Below are 24,212 nucleotides of genomic sequence, written 5' to 3'. Positions count from 1 at the left end.
CTTATTCTGCTGCCTGAGGGGCATTAAGACGCTTGGCAAAGGCTTCCTCATCCGCACGAATTTCTTCGACAGGAACATAGTAGTCAATGTCAAGATCAGCGCTGCGCACCACAACGGCAATGAATGCACCAACCAAGCCAACAATCGCCAGCCACCAAATATGCCAGACCATAGCGAAGCCTAACAAGAAGGTGAAGAAACCAAGGATCGGCCCCAATGACGAATATTTAGGCATATGGATTGGCTGAAGCTCAGAAACAGGCTCAGGACGTCCTAATTCTTTCTCAGTTTCAAACGTATCCAAGCCGCGGATTACCGGCAAACGTGCAAAGTTATAGTGCGGTACTGGTGAAGGAATAGACCATTCCAGCGTACGACCAGAACCCCAGTTATCACCTGTTAGATCCTGCGCGTCATGCTTCTTGTTAACAGCGTCAACAATAGCGAAAACGAGCTGTCCAACCTGGCAAATCACACCAAGCGTCAACACGAACACACCGACACATGCAACCAGCAACCATGGGTGCCAGTTCGGATTGTCATAATGGTTCAGACGACGTGTCATGCCTTCGATACCCACAATGTAAAGCGGGATGAAGGAGAGGTAGAAACCAACAAACCAGAAACGGAATGCCCATTTACCCCAACTGTCACGAAGCTTGTAGCCGAACACTTTCGGAAACCAGTAGTTCATCCCAGCAATATAGCCGAAGAACACACCACCGATAATCACGTTATGGAAGTGAGCCACCAAGAACAAGGAGTTATGAAGCACCCAGTCCGCTGCTGGCATAGCCAACATCACACCTGTCATCCCACCGATGGAGAAGGTGATCATGAAGCCGACGATCCAGTTCATCGGACCTTCAAAGCGCACACGCCCCTTATACATGGTGAAGAGCCAGTTAAAGATTTTCACACCCGTTGGAACAGCAATGAACATTGTCATGATACCGAAGAAGGTATTGACGTCTGCCCCTGCGCCCATTGTGAAGAAGTGATGCACCCACACGATACTACCGAGAACGGTAATAGCGCCACTGGCATAAACCATCGTCTTATAGCCAAAGAGAGACTTGCCAGAGAAGGTCGCTGCAATCTCTGAGAACACACCAAATGCTGGGAGAATCAGAATATAGACCTCAGGATGTCCCCAAGCCCAAATCAGATTCAGATATAGCATCACGTTCCCACCACCATCGTTGGTGAAAAAGTGCATCCCAAGATAACGATCCAAACTCAACATAGAGATGGTCGCCGTCAAAATCGGGAATGTCGTCAAGATCATGATGTTGGTAAAAAACGCTGTCCATGTGAAGACAGGAAGATGCATCCATTTCATGCCAGGTGCACGCATCTTCACAATTGTTGTGAAGAAGTTAACGCCTGTGAGCAACGTTCCGATACCAGAAATCTGAACAGCCCAGATGTAGTAATCAACACCAACGCCAGGGTTGAACTGCAACTCTGATACAGGGGGATACCCCAACCAACCAACATTGGAAAACTCACCAATGAAGAGTGAAATATTGATCAGAACCGCCCCAACCAATGTCATGTAGAAGCTGACAGAGTTCAGGAATGGGAAAGCAACATCGCGTGCCCCGACTTGCAACGGCACGACAAAGTTAAACAGACCCGTCATAAACGCCATGGCCATGAAGAAAATCATGATCGTCCCATGGGCGGAGAAGACTTGGTCATAATGATGAGGCGGCAGGTAACCTGGGTTACCCTGATAAGACAGCGCAAGCTGTGTCCGCATCATAACCGCATCAGCAAAGCCACGCAGCAGCATGACAATAGCGAGAACGATATACATGACGCCGAGCTTTTTATGGTCAACGGTTGTTAACCACTCACGCCACAAATAGCCCCATTTGCGGAAATAGGTAATCGCTGCAAGAACAGCGAGCCCAATAACGGCCACACCAATGAAGGTGCCGACAAGAATCGGCACATCATACGGTATGGCTGATAAGGTAAGTTTTCCGAGCATCTTTAGGTAATTCCTTACATGCCGGTAGCGGAAGATGTGCCATTAGCACCGTTGTTCTGCATATCCATATGCATTACACCGTTGCCATTCGCATCACGCGCCATACCATTGTTGTATTTAGCAATAATATGCTGGAACAGAGCAGACTGGACATTTGAGAAATATGTCACAGGTGCTGGAGCCGGAGCGACTTCATTGCTAACTGCTGGGGGAGTTGCATAACGACGATATGTTTTTTCGTCCAATGCATCTTTCTCAGCAAACTGGCTGGTTCCGGTGCGAACATTCTCTACCCAAGAAGCGAACTGCTCTTGTGGCATAGCGATAGCGCGGAACTTCATGCCAGAGAAGCCTGGGCCGCTATACTGCGCTGCTTCACCACGATAGCTTCCTGGCTTACGAGCCAAGAGATGAAGACGCGTTTCCATACCAGCCATGCTGTAAATCTGAGAGCCAAGCTGCGGAATGAAGAACGATGTCATCACGCTATCTGACGTAATGTGGAGATCCAACGGAGTTTTCGTTGGGACGTCCAGCTCGTTAATCGTCGCAATACCCTGCTCAGGGTAGATAAACAGCCACTTCCAGTCCAGTGAAACAACCTGAACTTCAAGCGGTTTGGTGTTCTCAGCATGCTCACGTTTAAGCATGTCTTGTGCAAGGGGTTTGTACGGATCGTAATAATGCGTGCTCCAGAAGTTAATGCAACTGAGAACAGCAATAATCAAAACCGGAATACCCCAAATAAACACTTCGAGTACGTTCGAATGTGCCCATTTTGGTTTGTATTCAGCCTTAGTGTTGGCTGCCCGGTATTTCCAAGCAATGACCAAGGTTGCGATACAGGTAGGCACAACAACGCACATCATGACGGCGAACTCAAGCACCATCATGTCGCGGTTACCTTCGCCAATCGGCCCGCCCGGCTGAAGCAAGTCAACCGTGCAACCCGACAGCATTAACGCAGGCAACGCCGGGAAAAATCGCCAGAGTCTTTTCATGGGTCCTGCCTTTATCTGTCGCTTTGGCCGTCTAGGGCCAAAACACATTGTGACACAGCCAGGACCGCATCAATGCGACCGAACGTTACCATGATAGTATGCCTTTCTTCGCTCGTATCCTGACAAAAGAAGGTCTCCCTTCCTTACTCTACTCATATAGTTAGGGATTATAATCCCAGTGCCACCCACCGTAATCCGCCTGAATGGCATAGAATACAAGGGGAAATTGACAAAAATAAAGGGCACTAATCAAGTTCTAATTTAAAAAATAGCAGTTAGCAGCTGCCTCTGTGCTTTTTTAAAGAATAGCTCAAAAATTACCTCTTAGTAATTTTTGAGGATGATCGTTTCATAACTGCACAGATAAGATCATAATGATTCCACAAAAAAGGGGAAGTGCTTCCACTCCCCCTTCCCTTCATCAGCCCTCTTCTTCTCAGTTACGCCCACCGGTTCGCTGACCAAAGAACTGCAATAAATACTGGAACATATTAACAAAGTTGAGATACATCGACAGAGCATCATAAACGCTCATCTTCCCAACATCATCAGGGCCTAATGCACTCACATAGTACTGGTAGGACATTTTAATACGTTGAGTATCGTACGCTGTAAAACCAGTAAAAATGAGCACTCCAACAAAAGAGATAAGCATGCTCGCCTTATCTGAAGGAAAGAACATATTCACAAGCCCGGCAATGATTAAACCAATCAGGCCCATAAAAAGGAAAGACCCCATGCCAACAAGAGAGCGCTTCGTTACATAGCCCCATAAAGACACAGCCGCATAAAGACTTGCTGTGATCAAAAAGGTTCTAACAACCGATGTCCCTGTATAGAGCAACAGAATACTCGAAAGACTGACGCCCATAACGAGGCTGTAAACTAAGAAAAGCGCTTGTGCCACATTACGCGAAAGGCGATTTACCCCAAAGGATAGAACCAACACAAACGCAAGAGGGGCAAAAATTGCGACTATTCCTAGAAGTGTCGGCCCGACCGAAACCCGCCCATCACTAAGCATATGAGCGCTGTAGAAAAGCGTCTTCAATGACGTATTCACAACGGCATAGGCTGAAATTGATGTCAGCAAGAGCGCAACAGCCATCCAGTTAAAAACGCGCAACATGTAAGCCCGTAGGCCTGCATCGACCGCGCTCTGACCCTGTTGGGTTTCCGTGCCTTGAAAATCAGGATGAAAAGCCATGATACCTTTTTCCGGAAAATAATCGACGTTGGGCCGTCTTATGGAGACACTCTTCCCCAACCCAATCTTGAAGTAAGATGTGGCGTTTCCTACATGAGTGTCAAGACCGAACGCTTTTGCAGAAAGGTCAAGACCGATGAAACTGGCTCTCGGAGTGCCTCTTGCTCCGTTTTTAGATGATGATTTTTCTTTATTGCGGGGGACGCTTGATGATGTTCACTGGACCCCGCAGCTCAATAGCCACCTTATCCTGCGCTCGCTCGGCGATATCAATGCGCGCCCACTGTTGGACGAAGTTGATTATGAACTTCGGAAGCTCATATGGGAACCGTTTTCTATCTGTTTCCAGCAAGTTTATCATCGCCCTGGCTCGTATGATGATCGCCTTGTTACGTGCCCCTCGCCCAGCGACCCTCTATCGCAACTTCAACGAAACGTCGAAAAACGCCTAAGAGCAGCGACTTGCGCGCCTGTTCGCCAGCGCTTTCATCCAGAAACAACACTTGGCTATGTTTCGCCCGGTCGTGAGACGGATATTATCCCTTGGATACAACGTCATAACCTCTTCAAGAGCCAACCTCTCGTTGTTGATCGCCTAGAGTTGGTCGAGCTCTTCGGTCAGCATGAGACACTCTCCTGCCATGCTGTTGAGGCCTATGGATGCTACGGTCAGGAACTCCCTCTTCCCGCATTTAATGAGGCTTTCTAGGCAAAGCCTTTTTGCTTCAGCTGAACCATAAGAGAACTATAGTGCTCAATAGCACAAAAAAGGTACCACCCTTCTGCAAGCGGAAACGCACTTAGCCCTAAATCTTCATAAATAGAGGCTAAGGCGTCCCCTTGCTGTAAGAAGGCCAACCCGTATCCCTCCTGCAGGGCATAGTCGCGCATACGCCAAATCGCAGCGTCATAATAAGCCTCTCCCCCCACAGCACCATCTAGCGCCAGCAAATAAGGCTCCATCCGTACGAAAGCGATCCCCGCTCTATTGGTCTCGTCCCGTATAAACCCATCTGGAATAATCCGTGCACAGGACAGCACATTTCTAGGGGCCACATCATCAATAAGACACCCATAAGCGGCGGCACTCTGTGTAGTCCACGGGAACGGATGAATCTGCGTTCGTTTCACAGCGCGCCACAACGCGTAAATGCAGCACAGTGCCGACACACCCAGAAACCATCGTCCAGCAGCTGTATGCGCATCGTAAATCATCGCACGCCACCAAATGGGCCCAAGGTGACGCTGCACAGCGACCCAGCCCATCCCTGCAAGACCAAAGAGCCAGAGCGATAATGGCGCCAAAATGGCCGGCGATAATGGCTCTACACGCCAATGAGCTTGCCGGTAATATCCTCCACGAAAAGGAACCAGAACCATCAGAACAGCCGCCACGATGAGCCATGTGATCCAATGCGCTTGCCGAAACAACAACGCAATGAAGGTAGCACACAGCACGCCCACTGAAAGACGCCAAGCAAGCGCAACACGTTGGGAAAGTCCCAATGAAAGCCCAACAAGCATCACACCACACACACAAAGAGCAAAAACAGCCAACTGCGTTAATGTTGCATGAATTAATGAATGAAACTCAGGCAATGGCGCAATGAGGGCGTAGATAACCATACTCACACCCAAAAGCGCTTGCAGCCCTGTCGCGACAATCACCGAAAAATCAGCTTCTGATTCCCGCACGACTTCATTTGGCTTAAGCACCTGGCCGCGACTTCCTTCACGCGCAGAACGTGGTAGACCACGCAACAGAAGCTCATGCCCTGCGAACAGAAACCCCGCTACAAGAAGTGGAATGATATAATAAAATAGCCGGAAAACGAGTATCGCACTCATAATGCGCGACACGGGAAGCCATGGCGATAATGACAGAAGCATTGTGCTTTCAAACACGCCCAAACCGCCAGGAACGCTCGCCACAAGCCCCGCCGTGTAGGACACGATATAAATCGCCAAAAACCCACCAAAGGTCAGACCACAACTTTCCGGCAAAGGCCCAATCACGCACCAAGCAATCAGTGCTGTGACAGACATATCAGCCATACTGATAATGATTTGCCCCAGCGCAAGGCGCCACCCGGGGAGGTCAATCGTCCAACGGAAAAGACGTAATTCTTTCCGCCAGACCGATACCCCAACATACCCCAATAGAGCCACGTAACACGCACCTCCCACAAGGTAGGGCACCCATAGGGGAAGATGAACTAGAAGCGGGATCGCCCTTGGTTGCCAGAGCAACACAAAACCAACGAGCCCAAGCGTTCCCAGTAAGTAAGTAATGGAACAAAAGGCCACGATAGAAGCGACCTTACCGCCTGATACTCCCCAACTTCGATAAAGCCGATAACGCACTGCTGTGCCAGAAACCGCTGCACACCCAATATTGTGGGACAACACATAGGCACAGAAGGCCACGAAGGCCGAACGTCCCCACGAAACACCGGCCTTCACATGGCGGCAAGCAAGGCCATCATAAAAAGACAAAATCGCATAAGCGATCACCGTTGCCCCGGCTCCCTCCCATAAAGCTGAAGCAGGGATGCCATGAAGACTCAGAAAGATGTCATGAACAGAGAGGCAGCGAAGTTCACGCCAAATCACAAAAACAGCAACAATAAGAAGCACCAACCCAAAAAGCGCCGGTGCTCGCATCATGAGGCGCTGCCACCGCCTTTTACTGGGGGGTGGCACCTCTTCTTGCTGTGTTTTGTCAGACTGCAATGACACCTCGCCTCCAGCTACTTCTCTGTCACCTCTTCTGACAGAGGCTCAACAACGACAGGGCGAGCAAGGCCTTCCTCAATCAAGGAAACCGTTTCATTCAACCCAAAAAGAGCGGCAAAGATACCAAAACGTGGCCCTTCACTTTGCCCTAGAAGAACCTCATACAAGCAGCCGAACCAGGAACGTAGTTCTGATTTCTCAAAATACCGTTTACCTACTTCAAAGACGACATTTTGCACATCATCAGGAGACGTATCAGCAGGAAGTTCTTTCAGAGCCGCGGCAAGGTCTTCAAGCCCCTTCCGCTCCCGCTCATTAGGAGCACGATAGACCTTACGAGGGCGGACACGCTCGTTAAAATACGCTAAGGCATGTTCAACCAAGCGCGCTACATACGGATGTGTTTCTGGCGATAGCGACGAATCATAACGCTGCAAGAACTTCCATAGCGTCTCAGCTTCCTTAGCATTCGCCACGCTGGCCAAGTTCAACAATGCTGTAAATGAAACAGGGCTCGTATCCTGAGGGCGCAATGTACCGTTATGGAGAAACCATACGGGGTTAGCGAGGAATGTTTCCTCATCCTGCGTTTTGGCCTTCTGAACATGCGTGAGATAATCATCCGCCGCCCGTGGGATCATATCTGTGTAAAGACGTTTAGCGCGTGTCGGTTGCTGGAACATATACTGCCCCAAACTTTCAGCCGGCCCATAACGTAGCCATTCCTCAACAGACAGTCCGTTGCCTTTTGACTTACTGATTTTCTGCCCTTCAGAATCAAGGAACAGCTCATATGTCAGCCCAGCAGGTGGTTCTTTCCCCAATATCCGGCAAATCTTAGAAGAGAGCTTCACACTATCAATCAGGTCTTTTCCTGACATTTCATAGTCCACACCGAGCGCGTACCAACGCATCGCCCAGTCGGCTTTCCACTGCATTTTCGCCTGACCACCGTACACGGAGGTCTCAAACATCTCGCCAGTCTCGTCTTCCCAGCGCACTGTCCCGGCCTCTGGGTTTACAGCCAGAATAGGCACCTGCATCACTTGGCCCGTCTTAGGATGAATGGGCAAAACAGGCGAATAGGTTGCGCGGCGCTCTTTCCCCAAGGTTGGGGCAATCACAGCGATGATCTTATCATGTTCTTCTAAAACACGCTTTAGCGCAGCATCAAATGTGCCGTTCGTATAGTAATCGGTCGCGGACGCGAACTCGTATTCAAAGCCAAAGCTATCTAAAAACTGACGCAAACGCGCGTTGTTATGTGCAGCAAAACTTTCATGCGTGCCAAATGGATCAGGAATCCGTGACAGCGGTAAGCCTAGATGCTTCTCTAGCATCTCTTGCTGAGGCACATTCCCAGGCACTTTGCGCAAAGCATCCATATCATCAGAGAATGCAAGCAAACGTGTGGGGCGACCAGTCATCGCTTCGAACGCCTGACGCACCCATGTGGTACGGGCAACTTCCCCGAACGTTCCGATATGTGGCAAGCCAGACGGCCCATAACCCGTCTCTAACAAGACAGGTTTGCTGGGGTCTGCATTAGCCACACGTTTAGCAATTTTGCGGGCTTCCTCAAACGGCCAGAGTTTGGGAAAAGACGAATCAGGAAGTGGGGAAGAAGGGTTTTTCTGCATAAGGGGTGCAAAAATATGGGGCCGCGCCCTTCTGGTCAAGCAAGCTCTTTCTCTTCTGGTAAAAAAGAACCTCTCGGCAGGGGCTCATTTTCCCGCTAGACTACATGTAATGTCCAACCCGTTGCTCTCCCCTTTTGATGCCCCAGCGCTGATTGCCCGCCATGGTCAGTCATCCCTTTTGACACCAGACGGTGAGCTTCTGGCCCTATCACAACGAGAGATTCAAGAGCAGCTTCGCCTCTTTCCGCCGCCTTTATTGGTGCATGGCCCCGCTACACTAAAAATTCTGAATCTCCCGTCTGAGCCCCCTCCCGCCCCATGGTTTGACCTTCTTGAGCTTTTCCTCTTTGTCCATCCCGCACGTAGTGTCACCCCAACACCGCGCGGATTAGCCCTAGAGCTTGGTCTGATAGAGCCTAAGACCACCTCTTTTGGCGCGGATATGCTGTATCATATTTGCGAAAAGCTCCTCAGCGATTTTCAAGAAGCGCTTCATCTCAAGGGGCGCGATACCCTTGCCGCCCTTCTCTTTCCCCTAGAGCAAGCGCGCTGGAGCTGGGCTGGTTTTCTCAAGCATATGCTCTCTGAAGAGGGACTTTCCCCTTCAAGAAACGCCCCTCATGACGCGTTAAAAATTTGGCGTCGGCTCCCTCAATGGGAAGAACAAGCCCCTCGCCCAGCCCCCGGAGGTCAACCTGTCGCCCCCAAAGCAGCCCGTTTACGCCTGACAATGATGCTGGGCGACCATGCAGAGCCGCGCCCAGGACAAGCAGACTTTGCCTCTGCTGCCACGCAAGCCTTTGCCCCGCGCGACGTTCCCAACGCGCCGCATATTGTCTTAGCTGAAGCGGGAACCGGCACAGGTAAGACACTCGGCTATATTGCGCCAGCGAGCCTGTGGGCAGAAAAGAACGATGGGCCTGTTTGGATCAGCACCTATACGCGACATCTTCAACGACAAATTGAGCAAGAACTCACCCGCCTTTATCCCGAGCCGACCCAGCGCCGCCAAAAGGCGGTTATTCGCAAAGGGCGTGAGAATTATCTCTGCCTTCTCAACTTTGAAGACATCGTTAACATCGCCAAAAACCGCCCTCCACATGAGCGGCACATGCTCATTCCACTCGCTCTTCTCTCCCGTTGGGCAGATGCCACCTCAGATGGCGACGTTATGGGTGGCGATCTTCCCGGCTGGTTTGGGGAACTGTTTCATCACGGCTTGCTCAGCAGCATTGCCGACCGACGCGGTGAGTGCATTCATTCTGCCTGCCCGCATTATCAAAGCTGCTTTATTGAACATAGCATCCGCCGCGCGCGCCATGCGGATTTAGTGATTGCTAATCATGCCCTTGTTCTCTCCCAAGCTGCCTGGAATGCCCTTCTTCCCCAAGCTCTTGCTCCGGCTAACCTGTCTGATGAAAACGGCATCCCCACACGCTATGTCTTTGACGAAGGCCATCATATCCCAGCTGCAGCGGATAGTGCCTTCTCTCTCACCTTTTCAGGGCTTGAAACAGCCGAGCTCCGACGCTGGATTTTAGGCGCTGAAGGTGGTCGCTCCCGTGCACGCGGCCTACGCCGCCGTATGGATGATATTTTAGAACGCATCCCCGCCCTACAAGGCCCCTTCCAAGCCCTCATTCATGCGACACAACAAGGCCTCCCTCGCCCTTCATGGAGCGTCCGGCTGCAAGATGCTCGAACGCAGGCAGCCGCTTCTCCCCCCGAAGGACAGGGCACCCCTTCTATTGCGTTCCCAAACGTTCCTTCTGAAGCAGAAGCCGCCCTCGACCACCCCGCTGAAGCCTTTCTCTTTGCCCTAGACCGCCAACTTCAGGCGCGGGTAGAAGAAGAAAACACCCTCAAACGCGGCGAAACATCCGCTTATGATCGGCAGGAATGTGACCTCCACCCTACGCAAGACGCCCTTCTTCCCGTTACAGAAAAGGTTCTAAGCGCGTTACAAGCCATTGCCCAACCGCTTGACCGTATCATCACCTTATTATCCGAACAGCTTGAAGACCAAGACGACCTTGATGCTGCTTTCCAGCAACGACTAGAGGCCACCATTCGTAGCCTCCATCGTCGCGCTTTTTCACGCCTTCAAGGCTGGATCACCATGTTACGGGCGATTACGACACCCCCTAACCCTCATGAGCGCCCTCTCTATATTGATTTCATCCGCCGTGAACGCCTGCCTGCACTCCGTGGAATGGATGAAACGCACGACATAACGCTGAACCGGCATTGGGTAGACCCCACAATGCCTTTTGCCAGCACATTACAAAGCACGGCGCATGGGTTACTCGTCACATCTGCAACATTACGAGACCGCAGCCCCGACGAAACAGACGATGACCAATGGCGTAAAGCAGAAGAGCGGCTGGGAACCACGCATTTCCTCCAGCCCCCGTTTCGTGCTTCGCTCATGAGTCCTTTTGATTATGCACAACAAACACGGGCTTATATTATCACGGATCTTTCAGGGGAAATTGCCAGTCTGGCTCGAGCTTTTCAGCGCCTCTTTGAAACATCAGGCGGAGGAGCCTTGGGGCTTTTCACCGCCATTCGACGCCTCAAGGAAGTTCATAAACGCATCAACGAGCCCCTTGGCTTACAGGGCATTCCCCTCTTTGCACAGCATATAGATGCGATGGATAATGCCACCCTTGTCGATGTCTTCCGTACTGAACAACATAGCTGTCTTTTAGGCACTGACGCGATGCGCGATGGTGTCGATGTCCCCGGAGAGGCACTCCGTATGGTCGCTTTTGAACGCACCCCTTGGCCTCGTCCGGACATTCTTCATCGCGAACGACGTCGTCTTTTATCTGGGGGGCGGCCTCGTGCTTATGATGACCATATTACAAGGATGCGTTTGCGACAGGCCTTCGGTCGACTCATCCGCCGTACTGATGATTACGGCGTTTTTGTCATGCTGGATAATCGCATGCCTTCACGTCTTCTTTCTGCTTTCCCGGAAGGTGTCCCCGTCCAGCGGCTTGGCCTAGAGCAAGCTATTACCGATATTAAGATATTCCTCAAAGAGCGGGAAGCAACACAGCTTTGATAAAAGCGGAAATAAAAAAGGGAAAGAATGTGAACCCATTCTTTCCCTTCTCTCCATATCTCTTTTAAATAGCGCGACCTCCTCGAAAAATCGTACTATTCGTCATTCCCGTAAAGAATACACTCAAAAAAAAGCTCGGGGATACATCTTTAAAAATCCGTATCCCCGATAAGTTAAAAGAAAAATTTAATGCGCGTTAGAAAATAGAAGCATAATGTCGTCGTCGAACATACGCGACATCATCGCGTAACGCATGCCCCTGCTTACCAAAACACATACTTGGGTAAGATGCCGGAGCGAGATATCGCTCTGTCTCCGAGCGGGCACCAATAGATTGGGACACAGCCCGAAACGGAGTGATGAAAAATGAGACCAATTTTTTTTTAGTAGCCATAGTGCTACACTCCTAACGACTTTAGATTACTCTATGATAAGTAATCCTTGGATTGACGGGGCGTCGTTTCTTTCCCCGTAATTTCACGGTAAACAATCATCTTTCAAAAAAGCAATAGAAAAATTCTTTTTTTATTTGATGCCAATATTTTCAATGAGTTGTGCGTATAGAATCGCCTATTCATACGAAACAGTTTCATATCCTACTGAGTCATACATGACCTCACGGAACCGATGGCTCAAAAATGTCGGCATAATGAGAAGCGACCACACCGTTAGAGCGTCTCTTTAGATTAGCACCTGTTAGGCCTTAATCATATCTGTTGTAGCCGCAATGAGGATGACGGAGAGAAAGGATGATGCGGTTTTTTCGTATCTAGTTGCGACCGCAGGCCTATAGCCGTTCGTACGCCTTCCGGGTGAAAATGTAGAGGATCGTGCTTTGCCGCCTCCACCAGCGGCACGGAAGACTTTAAGTGCCTACCCCTCAGCAGCAGCAGTCAAGAGATAGATTCACGATGTTTCTGTCTCCCCCTTTTTAGCAGCTCCGACTACCTCGTGAGAGGCGCGGACTATTGCCCATCAAGAAAGACCAGCTCTGTCCTTGGATGTCACAGAACACGATACGTCTCACAAAAAAGGGAGAGGCTTATGCCCCTCCCTGTTCGCATCCCTAAAAAAGGCTAAGGGATTTTTAAAAAGCAAGCCCAGCCTGTAAGTAGAAGCTTCTACCCGCATAGAAGTTACTATAGAGAGAACCAAGCGAATTTTGGCCTCCATCAGCAACAAATGGAGGGCGCTTATTGGCGATATTTGTAATACCACCTTGGAAGTTCCACTTCTTCCACCGATAATTGAGTGTAATATCGTGCTCAAACATACCAGGCGTTGAATGACGCGGCCCATCAGCTGATGTCAGGTCACGTGTCGAATTATTCCATGTCATACCACCCATATATTGCATCATATAAGTGATCGAGAAGTTCTTATGACGCCATGTGGCCGTTGCATAATCACGGAATGTCGGCATACCTTGACCATTTTGGTACAGAAGTCGCCCATAGTAATTATACCATTGCCCGCCTGGTGTGTATTGCTGCTGGTAAGAGACCAACTGCTGAATATTATTTTCTACGGTGACAACATCATCAGGTGTCAAAGGAAGAGAATAGTTTAGGTCTAAATCTACGCCGCTCGTCCGCAATCCACCAATATTCATATTATTAGCGGTTACTTGTTGGAGCTGCCCTACCCCATTTCTTTGGATGAGGCCACACTCTTTCCCAGCTGTATAGCATTGATCAAGAATATACTGCGTTGGAAGAGAACCAACGGTGTTCGATACTGTTGTATGCCAAAACTCTGCGGACAAAGACAAACGCGGAATCCAGCGCGGTGTAAAAACAGCACCAAATGTATAGGTTCGGCTCGTCTCTGGGTTCAGTTTATTATTCCCTCCGCCCAAGGTCGGCACCTGTCCGCTCCCCTGTGCTGTAAAGGTTTTGGTATTAATTTTCTGCTGTGCACAACGCGATGCAACGACTGCCGACTGCGCCCCGTACGTGCCAACAGCTCCCATGTCGCAAGGGTCGTTCGCCTGATTATACGAAAGATTTTGCCCCTGATAGAGCTCATACACTGAAGGCTGACGATAGGATGTCCCAATCGTTCCACGGAACCTTACGTCACGCGTTGGCATCCAGTTGATGGACGCTTTCCAGTTTTTTGTCGTTCCAAACGTATTATAGGCAGACACACGTCCTTGAGCGTCAACGGTCAAATCTTTAGCAAGGAACGCATTATGCAACAGGTTAAAACTTGTCTCCGCATAACCTTCCGTCACATTAAACCCACCACCCGTATATTGGACGGAGTTTGTCATGCTCTGACCAGAAGAAATCAGCGGATCTGGCGTAGAAGACAGATGCTCGCCTCTATGCTCCATTCCCAAAGCGATCCCCAACGCTCCACCATGCTCCCACGGCATTGTCACAACGCGACTATTGTGAATTCGGAGGTTCCAGTCGCGTAACTGATAGTAGCTATGAGTGTTTGTTGTTGCATTCGCATAAGCTGCCGCTTTACCTGAAAGCGGATGAAACGGGCTAGCGCATCCTGATGACGGGCACAGAGAAGGATTATACGCTAATGCACTATTAGCATTCCCCCGCTGAACCTGCTGGAGACCATACCCGTTCAGCAAGTTCGTATAGCTTCCGATATTGAGATCATGCTCAAGATTTTGATTCCACCCATAGGTAAAGGAGGCATCATACATCCAGTGATCTATGATCTCCCCTTTCAACCCAGATTTCACCGTGTAAGTGTCGGATGAATTCTCGAAACGACGTGGGCCAAACTCCGTAAAACGGCGTGAAGCCATCGTAGCGTCTTGCCCAAAAGGGTTCCCTGGATAATTACCAGGAACCGTCAAATTAGACGGCAAGGTTGAAGGCGGAATACTCCCGTAAAAAGGCATGGGAGCCAGCTGTGATAACGAGTCACGATGGCTGTACAGAACATTTGAGTAAAGTGTTGCGTGACGATTAAAGTCGTAATGCGCATCACCATACAGCGTGCCGGTATTCACGCTATTAGTCAGCATCGAGTCTTGCCCGAACTGGTAACGTGATGGAGTAGAGCCTAGCGTATTTCCATTATTGTCCTGCCACAGAGGCTGAGAACTATACCCAGAACCAAAACGCTTTCCGCTCGTACCAATCTGAACAGGATTTGCCCAGCTGCGGCTCCGCTGCATAAGACCTTCTGTCGTATTATACGTCGCCCCTACGGTGATGTTCCCGCGTTCATGATCAAAGTTCCACCCCTTATAGGCGGAGAGCATGCCGGTCTTTCCGTCACCACGCCCTGTAATCCCACCACGAATCGTTACACCACCGGTATTAAGGTTATGGCGCAACTTAATATTCACCACACCAGACACAGCATCCGCACCGTAGAGCTCGGACCCTCCATCTTTCAAAATTTCGATATTATCAATCAACTGAATAGGAAGCGTGTTCGTATCAACACAATTCGACAATGCATCCATAGCCACGCGTTTACCATCAATCATGACCAAAACGCGCTGCTGCCCTAAATTACGCAAATCAATACAGGAAGCACCTCCGCCACCATTCGTATCAGAATTGCCCGTTCCACTCGACCCAATGGAAGGCATACGCTGCAAAATATCGCCTAAATTTGTCAAACCTGTTTGCGTCAGTTGCTTACTGCTAATTGTCTGCACAGGGTTAGCGTCAGAGTTACGTGACTTACTCAGCATAGAGCCTGTCACCATAATTTCTTCTGAACGACGCGCGCTGATGCCACGGAAAGCATTATTCCCATGGGTCGATTTTGTACGTTTTTTCGGCTTAGCATGATGCGAGCCCAGCTCTGACGCGTGAGAGCGTTCAGTTACTTGCCCCTTCTCCCCGCTAGAGACAAGGGATCCCGCCGCACATGCTAGGTGAGGAACAGAACCAGCAGAAAGAATTGACGCGCATAGCAGCCAATGGCGAGGAGAAATCGTCATACTTAATGTTCCATCATCGTTATTAATTTTACTTAATTCGATTCCAGAACAAAATGCCATAGCTATTTAGCGATCTGTGCCATTAGCGCTACTTATAAGCTCATAGCGTGTCATTTAAGACACATTTATGACACCTCCTCTGCCAATCAGCTCATAAAAAAAGCCCCACTTCCGAAGAAGTGAGGCTTTCTCAGCAGAGAACTGCGGTCTTTCCCCTTTCCTAACGAAAAGGGAAAGAGAAGGTTTGGGAGACTTAGAAGCCGCCCATGCCTCCCATACCGCCCATTCCACCCATGCCGCCCATTCCAGCAGCACCAGCATCATCACCGCCAGATTTCTTCTCTGGGCGTTCACCAACCATTGCTTCCGTTGTGATCAACAGACCAGCGACAGAGGCCGCATCCTGCAGAGCAGTACGAACAACCTTTGTTGGGTCGATGATACCATCAGCCACGAGGTCTTTATACTCACCTGTCTGAGCATCAAAGCCCTTCGTGTAGGTTGATTCTTCTAGAACCTTACCAGCGATCACGGCACCATCTTCACCCGCATTATGCGCGATCTGACGCAGTGGAGCTTGCAGAGCCTTACGGATAATCTCCGCACCAACGCGTTGGTCGTCATTAACGTGGGAAAGTTCTTCCAAAATCTGGCTTGCACGGGCCAGAGCCGTTCCACCACCTGGGACAATCCCTTCTTCCACTGCTGCGCGTGTTGCATGCAGAGCGTCATCAACGCGGTCTTTACGCTCTTTCACTTCCACTTCCGTGCTACCACCAACGCGGATGACAGCAACACCGCCAGCCAACTTAGCTAGGCGTTCTTGCAGTTTCTCACGGTCATAATCGGAAGAGGTCTCTTCAACCTGAGCGCGGATCTGGTTGCAACGTGCCTTAATGCCTTCAGCATCACCAGCACCCTCAACGATCGTGGTGTTCTCTTTGTCGATGTGGACTTTCTTTGCTGTGCCCAGCATATCCAACGTCACGGAGTCCAGCTTGATGCCGATATCATCGGACACAACCTGACCACCGGTCAGCACGGAGATGTCTTCCAGCATCGCTTTACGACGATCACCAAAGCCAGGAGCCTTCACAGCAGCAATCTTCAGACCACCACGCAGCTTGTTCACAACGAGAGTTGCCAGCGCTTCACCGTCAACTTCTTCAGCAATGATAAGCAGCGGACGACCGGACTGCACAACGCTCTCCAGAAGCGGCAGCATCGGCTGTAGGGAAGAAATCTTCTTCTCATGGATCAGGATATAAGGATTATCCAGATCAGCAACCATCTTCTCGGTGTTCGTCACGAAGTATGGGGAGATGTACCCGCGATCGAACTGCATTCCTTCAACGACATCCAGTTCTGTGTGCAGGCCCTTAGCCTCTTCCACAGTGATGACGCCTTCAGAACCGACTTTTTCCATCGCGTGAGCAATCATCTCACCGATTTCGGACTCACCATTCGCAGAAATCTTACCAACCTGAGCAATCTCAGCTTGAGAAGAAATCTTGCTTGTACGAGACTTTAGCTCTTCAACAACGCGAGCCACAGCTTTGTCGATACCGCGTTTCAGATCCATCGGGTTCATGCCAGCGGCAACAGCCTTGGCACCCTCACGGATAATTGCCTGAGCCAAAACGGTCGCTGTGGTTGTACCATCACCAGCAATATCGTTTGTTTTAGAGGCAACTTCACGCACCATCTGTGCGCCCATGTTTTCAAACTTATCAGCAAGTTCGATCTCTTTGGCGACAGACACACCGTCTTTTGTGATACGTGGCGCACCGAAGCTCTTATCAAGAACAACGTTGCGGCCTTTAGGGCCCAGTGTCACCTTCACGGCATTTGCGAGAATATCGACACCGCGCAGCATACGCTCACGAGCATCAGAACCGAATTTAACGTCTTTAGCAGCCATAACACATTTCTCCTTAGGAGGTTACTTTAAGAGATACAAAGTTAACGAGAGACAGGCGCCTTAGCCAATGATCCCCATAACGTCGCTCTCTTTCATAATCAGCAGTTCTTCGCCGCTAATCGTTACCTCAGTGCCTGACCATTTGCCGAACAGAATACGGTCACCGGCTTTAACATCCAGCGGCACAACCTGCCCCTGCTCGTTACGTGCACCAGGACCGACAGCGATAACTTCGCCTTCCATCGGTTTTTCTTTAGCTGTTTCCGGAATAATGATGCCACCAGCGGTTTTTGCTTCGCTTTCGAGGCGGCGGACCACTACGCGGTCATGAAGGGGACGAAAATTCGTCATGGATCGCTCCATTCTAGGCCAGCCCTTTTTCAAAGCAGCATGGCCGGGTTATCGCGCTCAAATTAGCAGCGCACCTATAAAGCCTCCTCTCTCAAAAGGAGGTGATTAAAAAATAGTGTTCCCCCCTGCAAGCGTCAAGAACCTCTGCTGTGAAGAAGCATATTTTTTAATCATCTCCTTCTAAAAAAATCTTCTCACCATAGAGCTTCCTAGAAAAGACAGAATCCCCTTCACGTTCCTCTCTCAAAGGCTCACACTCATGATGGCTAAAATATATGAGGAATTGGATATTTATTTATGGATATGCAGCTATCACAACGCTTTGCCATCATTATGGGAGGAAGCGCTGGCTTAGGCGCTGGCATCGCCCGTTCCCTCGCGGCAGAAGGCGTCCATGTGTGTCTTATAGCGCGCCGCGAACAGCCCTTGCGGAATATGGTAGAGATAATTGAAAATGCTAACGGAAAAGCCTCTTGGATCAGCGCTGATCTTTCCACCCTAGAAGGGGTGCAAAAAGCCATCACCCATATTCAACAGCACTATCCAAAAGCGCCTGATATTATCATTGGCAATGGAGGCGGCCCCCCTCCCGGGCCTGCGAGCGTTTTAGGTGCGCAGCTATGGCAGCACTATGCTGAAGCTATGCTTATGCCGACGATGGCCATGACGGATACTTTTCTACCCTCCATGCGTCAGCAAGAATTTGGACGCATTATCATGGTCTCATCCACAAGCATTAAGGAACCGATTCAGGGGCTCGTCCTCTCGAACGCGCTCCGCTCTGCTCTTGCAAGTTGGGGGAAAACACTCGCCCGTGAAGTGGGGCCGGATGGCATTACGGTAAATACCCTCATGCCGGGACGGTTTGATACAGACCGTGTCGCCAAACTGAACGCCTCACGCGCAGAACAACAACATATTTCTGTTGAGGAGCTCAAACGCCGAAAAGAACAGGAAATCCCTGTAGGACGTTACGGAGAGCCTGATGAATTTGGCGCAATGGCAACCTTCCTGGCCAGCCCTCGCGCTTCCTACATAACGGGGGCCTGTATTCCCGTAGATGGTGGGCTTTTACGGAGTTGGTAAAAAAGCGTCTCCCTGCAGGGTATTTCTTTTTCTGCAGGGAGATACAGCTCTTTACTGGTGGCTGAACAATACACGCCCTGCCACAGCATCAAGACGTGCTAATAGCCCGGAATCCCGCGCATCTGGCGGTGTGATAATCGCATTATCAAGAGCGCGTTCAGCTTGATCCAGCTCACGCTTATGCCCGAGTGACGCAATGGCATCTTTTACCAGCTCACGCGCGTGCGTGGCATTCTTTTTCATCGTCGTCACAACTGTATCGACGGTCACGCTGTCATGATCTTCATGCCAGCAGTCATAATCTGTTACCATACCAACGGTAACATAGTTCATTTCCGCCTCACGTGCGAGACGCGCTTCTGGCATGTTCGTCATCCCAATGACTGAACAACCCCATGAGCGATAAAGGTCACTTTCCGCACGTGTGGAGAATTGTGGCCCCTCAATCACGACATATGTCCCACCGCGCGTCACGGGAATATGAAGCTTTTCAGCCGTATCACCCAATGTCGTGAGCAAACGGTGCGACACAGGCTCTGCCATGCTGACATGAGCCACACACCCTTCCTCAAAGAAAGTGCGCTGGCGCCCTTGGGTGAGATCAATAAACTGATCAACCAGCACAAAGCGGCCAGGCTCAAGCTCTTCTTTCAAAGAACCAACAGCAGAAAGGGAGATAATATCTGTCACCCCTGCACGCTTTAGCGCATCAATATTCGCCCGATAATTGAGACGTGAGGGCGGAATAGGATGGCCACGCCCATGCCGAGGGAGGAAGACGCAACGGACACCAGAAATGCTTCCAAAAAGCAAGTCATCAGAAGGAGCACCCCATGGCGTTTCACAGCGACGCCACTCTTTATCCTTCAGCCCATCAATTTCATAGAGGCCAGACCCTCCGATAACACCGATAACGGGCTCAACGTGTTTTTCTGAAGCCATGCGGTTGTACTCCCAATGCCGTTTATAATCGTCTCAAACGCTAGAATCTTGAGTGTAGCCCAAGAATAACGCTTTTCCAAAGCCTCAAGAACAAAAGAACATCCTCTGCCTCTTTTTCCATCAGTGAACAAGAAAAATTATGTTCTCCCTATAATAACGACACGTATAAATAGTTATTCTAATTTAGAAACTCTGTGCTAGGGTTTCGCATGTCTCAGACAACGCAACTAGAGAGACGGAAGATAAATAATGAATTCATCCCCTCATTTTGGTGAGCTTATCCGTTCAGATGTTCCCCATGATTCTTTAAAAAAAGACGCTAAGGAATGGTTTGAAACACTGCGTGACCGCATCTGCGCGTCTTATGAAGCTCTTGAAGACGAAGCAGTCGCGAAGAATTCGCAGACACTTAATGGCCGCGAGAAAGCCGGACGCTTTGAGCGCACCGCTTGGGATCGTCCTGAAGGTGGCGGTGGCGTCATGTCGGTTATGCGCGGACGCGTTTTTGAAAAAGTGGGCGTTAATGTCTCCACCGTTTGGGGCGAATTCTCACCAGAATTCCGTAAACAAATCCCCGGTGCTGAAGAAGACCCACGCTTCTTCGCAACGGGTATTTCGCTCGTGGCGCATCCTTGTAACCCCCATGTCAGCGCGGCTCATTTTAATACGCGTATGATCATTACCTCTAAAGGGTGGTTTGGTGGCGGGGGTGACATTACACCCATGTTCCCCAACAGCGAGGAAGCCCAAGAGGACGCAGCCCAGTTCCATAAAAAATTTCAGGAAGCATGCGATAAGTATGACCCTGAGTATTACCCACGCTTCAAAAAATGGTGTGATGAATATTTCTTCCTCAAACACCGCAACGAGCCTCGTGGCTTAGGGGGCATTTTCTACGATTGGCTGCGCACAGGTGATCTGGAAAAAGATTTTGCCTTCACTAAAGACGTGGGGAATGCTTTTTACGAATCGTATCCTCAAGCCGTACGCAACCGCATGTTTACTCCTTGGACAGAGGAAGACCGCCAAGCGCAGCTTACGCGACGTGGCCGCTATGTTGAGTTTAACCTCATTTATGACCGAGGCACGATTTTCGGGCTAAAAACAGGCGGCAATACAGAGGCTATTCTTATGAGCATGCCTCCAGAAGCACATTGGCCCTGATATAGGCACATCGTTACTAGGTTCCCTTTTATATCGGGAGCCTAGTAACGCTGCTCCTCTTCAGAAGAATCCTCAACGACACCATCAACAAGCACATGTGGCAAACCACGAGGACAGACTTCGAGCCGTGTTCTCACCCCATAAACATCTGCTAAAATGTCTGGTGTGGTCACGTCCATCACGACCCCTTGCCCAATTAGACGTCCCTCGCGCATATACACAACGTCATCAGCACGTTGCAGAGCAATGTTAAGGTCATGTACCACAAGCAATGTGACGATCCCGCGCGCCTGCGTTTCGCGCCGCACAGCCTCCATAACAGCGAATTGATAGCGAAGATCTAACGCACTCAGAGGTTCATCAAGCAACAAAAGCTCCGGCTTTCGCACAAGAGCTTGCGCCAAGCCTACAAGCTGACGCTGCCCTCCGGAAAGCTCATCCAAATACCGTAGAGCTAAGTCGGCAATACCGAGCCCCTCCAAGACCTCCATAGCTTCAGAAAGCGCACATTCAGCAGAAACGCCTTCTCCCGCCCGGCGGGCCACCATGACGGCTTCCAGCACTTGGAGGTGAACCTCAGGTGGAAGGCTTTGCGGAAGATAGGCACCAATCCGTGCCCTCTCTCCTACAGGTAGCGTTGCAAGGTTACGTCCCTTCAGCACAACCTCCCCCTTAGAGGCCGTTAGGCCCGCAACCGCACGCAAGAACGTGGACTTTCCAGAGCCATTTGGCCCAAGCAAAGCGGTTACCCGACCGGGACGCATATTGTCGAGAGAAATCCCGTGTAAAATTTCGCGCTTCCCATAGCTCACAGTAAGGCCGTGAACCAGAAGACCTTCTTGAGACTGTGCGTTTGTCATATTCCCCGTCATTATCTGCCTCGTTTCAACACGACACCGAGGAAAAATGGTATCCCAACCAGAGCCGTCACAATCCCTACAGGAATAACCACGCCTGACATGATGTTCTTCGCGGCAATGGACGAAAGCGACATAATCAAACACCCGCATAGAGCTGACCCGGGCAGGTAAAAGCGGTGATCCTCCCCCAACAAGCGGCGGGCAATATGCGGTGCCACCAGTCCGACAAAGCCAATCGTACCTACAAAGGACACCGCTAGAGCTGACAAAATACTCACGCGCAGCAATGACATCATGCGTAGGCGATGCACGTCCACCCCGTAGCTCGCCGCACGATCTTCCCCCAGACGCAAGGCCGTCATCGCCGGTGCAGCACGCCAGCAAAAAGGCAACACGACTAAACAACCTGCTGCGAGTACAGCAATTTTTCCCCAACTCGCTCTGGTGAGGCTGCCCATTGTCCAAAAAACAAGCTCTTGTAAAGCGTCTTCATCAGCAACGAACTGCATCAGTGATACAAGCGCATGAAAGGTAAAAACGAGGGCAATCCCAAATAAGACAACCATCGTTGTAGAACGCGCTCTTACCCGCGCCACGAGCTCCAGCAACACAGCTGACCCAACGGCAAATATAAAGGCCTCAAGGGGAACCATCCATGTCTCTGGCATATAGGGCAAATGCCACTGCAAGACGATCGCCAACGACGCACCAAAAGCCGCTGCGGCTGAAACTCCTAGCGTAAAGGGACTCGCTAAAGGGTTATCCAAAATGGTCTGCATTTCCCCACCAGAAATGCCAAGCGCAAGCCCTACCAACACCGCCATCAAGGCATACGGCAAGCGAATATGCCAGACGATCACAGCATTCATGCCAGAAGATGGATTTAACAGGGCATGAACAAGCTGCATCGGTGATAACGCCGCCGGCCCAAGCGAAAAATCCAGCAGTAAAGACGCCAGAATAAGCACGCCCAAAACAAGCAGTACGACCACTCGATGATGGGTCAGTTTCGCATAAGACTGGCGCATCCCCGTCAAACGTTGCGCAATCTTTTCCCGTTTTTGGGCTTCTGTTGATGAAGAAACAGACGGCATTTCAGTGAACATCAGCTTTGATCCAGTAAGTGCCACTCACTGGTAGATTTGTGAAACGACTCTGGAGCTCACGGCGGTCTGCCTCAGGGTCAAGCTGAGGGAAAAGCTCTGGGTAAAACCATTTTGCCATGACTTCCACAGCGAGAATATTAAAGGGGCTATCATAGAAGGTATGCCAAATGCCGTACGTCCGCCCCGTTTGTACCGCCCGCAAACCGGAAATTTCTGGCGCCTCCAGTAAGCTGTTAAGCGACGCTTTGGCCTGCTCAGCCGTTACTTGAGAGCCCATTTTGAGCCCTGGCCCAGACCGCACCGGCCCGCGCGTTCCATCAAGCAACAGAATATCGGGGTCTAGCGCGATCAGCTTCTCAGCCGACACTTCTCCTAAATAGCCAGGGAGCAGTCCATCAGCGACATTACGCCCCCCTGCCGCTTCAATAAAAGCACCCATATTGCCATGCCCCGCAGTGTGACAGCAGCTCTGCCGTGCTCCTGCAAGCATATCAATAAAGACCCGAGGACGTTTGTTTTCTGGAATCTTATCAACAACGGATTGAATAGCCTTAAGCCGTTGTTCATAAAAATCCGTATAGGCCTTTGCTTCTTCCTCACGCCCTAAAACCTCACCGAGAATACGCATGCTCGGCACGGTTGTTTTGACCGGATCCTCACGGAAATCAACAAAAACCACAGGGATGTGAGCTGCCTTTAGGCGCTCTGTCACATCACCGGACTGCCCTGGCCCATGCCCTGTTGTACTAAAAATGGCCACATCGGGATGTAGATCAAGCAGCTTTTCAGGGCTGATGGTATCAGCCGAGCTACGCCCGATCACGGCAACCTGATCAGCCTTTGGGAAAGCGTGACGCATCTGCTCATAATTCTGCGCATCAGCATCACGGAACTCCCCCTGCCAACCGACGACGCGATCAAACAAATGCTCTTTTTCCAGAGGTTCCAGAGCGTAAATGAGGCGCCCTTCCCCCAAAACGAGACGCTGCGGATGGTCAGGAATGGACACAACATGGCCCGTAATATCCGTTATATCCTTAGCGTGACTGCTGGGACTCAGCGCAACGCATCCGCCAGCTAAGACAGAAACCGCACCTATTGCATGCATGACAGATTTCAGGGACACGTCTTTACTCTCCCGCCCCCCTCAAAACGGGGCCTTTCCCATATCGGTAGGTTTCTTAGCATGCTGGAATGG

General features: G+C 50.4%; 16 protein-coding genes. 4 read left to right on the top strand and 12 right to left on the bottom strand.

Annotation, left to right across the window (positions count from 1 at the left end; translation table 11 throughout):
• Position 1: 1 nt before the first annotated feature.
• The 3 genes from cyoB to F457_RS0100930 form a co-directional block, all read right to left on the bottom strand.
• Entirely contained in the window at positions 2-1,999 is a 1,998-nt protein-coding gene (gene cyoB / locus F457_RS0100940; RefSeq protein ID WP_018979253.1) for a cytochrome o ubiquinol oxidase subunit I, read from the bottom strand.
• 14 nt (positions 2,000-2,013) lie between these two features.
• The gene (gene cyoA / locus F457_RS0100935; protein WP_245539079.1) at positions 2,014-3,000 is read right to left on the bottom strand and encodes a ubiquinol oxidase subunit II; all 987 of its coding nucleotides are present in this window, start codon (positions 2,998-3,000) and stop codon (positions 2,014-2,016) included.
• A 436-nt stretch (positions 3,001-3,436) separates the two neighbouring features.
• A complete protein-coding gene (locus tag F457_RS0100930; RefSeq protein WP_018979251.1) occupies positions 3,437-4,207 on the bottom strand; it encodes a Bax inhibitor-1/YccA family protein in 771 nt (256 codons plus the stop codon).
• Between the two features lie 136 nt (positions 4,208-4,343).
• On the opposite strand from F457_RS0100930, the gene F457_RS0100925 reads away from it, so the two are divergent.
• Positions 4,344-4,916, top strand: coding sequence for a 2'-5' RNA ligase family protein (locus F457_RS0100925; RefSeq protein WP_018979250.1), 573 nt, complete (start codon positions 4,344-4,346; stop codon positions 4,914-4,916).
• On the opposite strand, the gene F457_RS0100920 is transcribed toward F457_RS0100925, so the two are convergent.
• Positions 4,913-6,946 (bottom strand): lysylphosphatidylglycerol synthase domain-containing protein, encoded by a 2,034-nt coding sequence (locus F457_RS0100920; protein WP_156809301.1) that lies wholly within the window; start codon positions 6,944-6,946, stop codon positions 4,913-4,915. The two genes, F457_RS0100925 and F457_RS0100920, sit on opposite strands and share 4 nt — an antisense overlap.
• Positions 6,947-6,957: 11 nt before the next feature.
• Positions 6,958-8,583, bottom strand: coding sequence for a lysine--tRNA ligase (locus tag F457_RS11795; protein WP_018979248.1), 1,626 nt, complete (start codon positions 8,581-8,583; stop codon positions 6,958-6,960).
• Between the two features lie 109 nt (positions 8,584-8,692).
• Here F457_RS11795 and F457_RS0100910 point away from each other — a divergent pair, with 109 nt between their 5' ends.
• Positions 8,693-11,653: an ATP-dependent DNA helicase gene (locus tag F457_RS0100910; RefSeq protein ID WP_018979247.1), complete on the top strand. Its 2,961-nt coding sequence runs from the start codon at positions 8,693-8,695 to the stop codon at positions 11,651-11,653.
• A 1,087-nt stretch (positions 11,654-12,740) separates the two neighbouring features.
• On the opposite strand, the gene F457_RS0100905 is transcribed toward F457_RS0100910, so the two are convergent.
• From F457_RS0100905 to F457_RS0100895, 3 genes are all read right to left on the bottom strand, one after another.
• Entirely contained in the window at positions 12,741-15,584 is a 2,844-nt protein-coding gene (locus tag F457_RS0100905; RefSeq protein WP_018979246.1) for a TonB-dependent receptor domain-containing protein, read from the bottom strand.
• A 253-nt stretch (positions 15,585-15,837) separates the two neighbouring features.
• Positions 15,838-17,505 (bottom strand): chaperonin GroEL, encoded by a 1,668-nt coding sequence (groL, locus tag F457_RS0100900; protein WP_018979245.1) that lies wholly within the window; start codon positions 17,503-17,505, stop codon positions 15,838-15,840.
• Positions 17,506-17,565: 60 nt separating this feature from the next.
• Positions 17,566-17,856 carry a co-chaperone GroES gene (locus F457_RS0100895; RefSeq protein ID WP_018979244.1) on the bottom strand — a complete coding sequence of 97 codons (291 nt, stop codon included), beginning with the start codon at positions 17,854-17,856 and terminating at the stop codon, positions 17,566-17,568.
• Positions 17,857-18,153: 297 nt separating this feature from the next.
• Between F457_RS0100895 and F457_RS0100885 the strand changes: the two genes are divergently transcribed.
• Positions 18,154-18,942 carry an SDR family oxidoreductase gene (locus F457_RS0100885; protein ID WP_018979242.1) on the top strand — a complete coding sequence of 263 codons (789 nt, stop codon included), beginning with the start codon at positions 18,154-18,156 and terminating at the stop codon, positions 18,940-18,942.
• Positions 18,943-18,993: 51 nt separating this feature from the next.
• Here F457_RS0100885 and F457_RS0100880 read toward each other — a convergent pair whose 3' ends face one another.
• Complete coding sequence (locus F457_RS0100880; RefSeq protein WP_018979241.1) at positions 18,994-19,884, bottom strand: S-methyl-5'-thioadenosine phosphorylase; 891 nt, start codon at positions 19,882-19,884, stop codon at positions 18,994-18,996.
• Between the two features lie 249 nt (positions 19,885-20,133).
• On the opposite strand from F457_RS0100880, the gene hemF reads away from it, so the two are divergent.
• Positions 20,134-21,048, top strand: a complete 915-nt coding sequence (gene hemF / locus F457_RS0100875; RefSeq protein WP_018979240.1) for an oxygen-dependent coproporphyrinogen oxidase — start codon at positions 20,134-20,136, stop codon at positions 21,046-21,048.
• 41 nt (positions 21,049-21,089) lie between these two features.
• On the opposite strand, the gene F457_RS0100870 is transcribed toward hemF, so the two are convergent.
• The 3 genes from F457_RS0100870 to F457_RS0100860 are packed head-to-tail and all read right to left on the bottom strand — an operon-like array spanning position 21,090 to position 24,140.
• Positions 21,090-21,908, bottom strand: coding sequence for an ABC transporter ATP-binding protein (locus F457_RS0100870; protein ID WP_018979239.1), 819 nt, complete (start codon positions 21,906-21,908; stop codon positions 21,090-21,092).
• An 11-nt stretch (positions 21,909-21,919) separates the two neighbouring features.
• A complete protein-coding gene (locus tag F457_RS0100865) occupies positions 21,920-23,014 on the bottom strand; it encodes a FecCD family ABC transporter permease (protein WP_018979238.1) in 1,095 nt (364 codons plus the stop codon).
• The gene (locus F457_RS0100860; RefSeq protein ID WP_245539078.1) at positions 23,004-24,140 is read right to left on the bottom strand and encodes an ABC transporter substrate-binding protein; all 1,137 of its coding nucleotides are present in this window, start codon (positions 24,138-24,140) and stop codon (positions 23,004-23,006) included. The genes F457_RS0100865 and F457_RS0100860 overlap by 11 nt, the downstream gene beginning before the upstream one ends.
• Positions 24,141-24,212 lie beyond the last annotated feature (72 nt).

Origin of the sequence: Saccharibacter floricola DSM 15669, assembly GCF_000378165.1 — a bacterium.
Lineage (GTDB): Bacteria > Pseudomonadota > Alphaproteobacteria > Acetobacterales > Acetobacteraceae > Saccharibacter > Saccharibacter floricola.
This window is presented reverse-complemented; position numbering and strand designations above follow the sequence as displayed.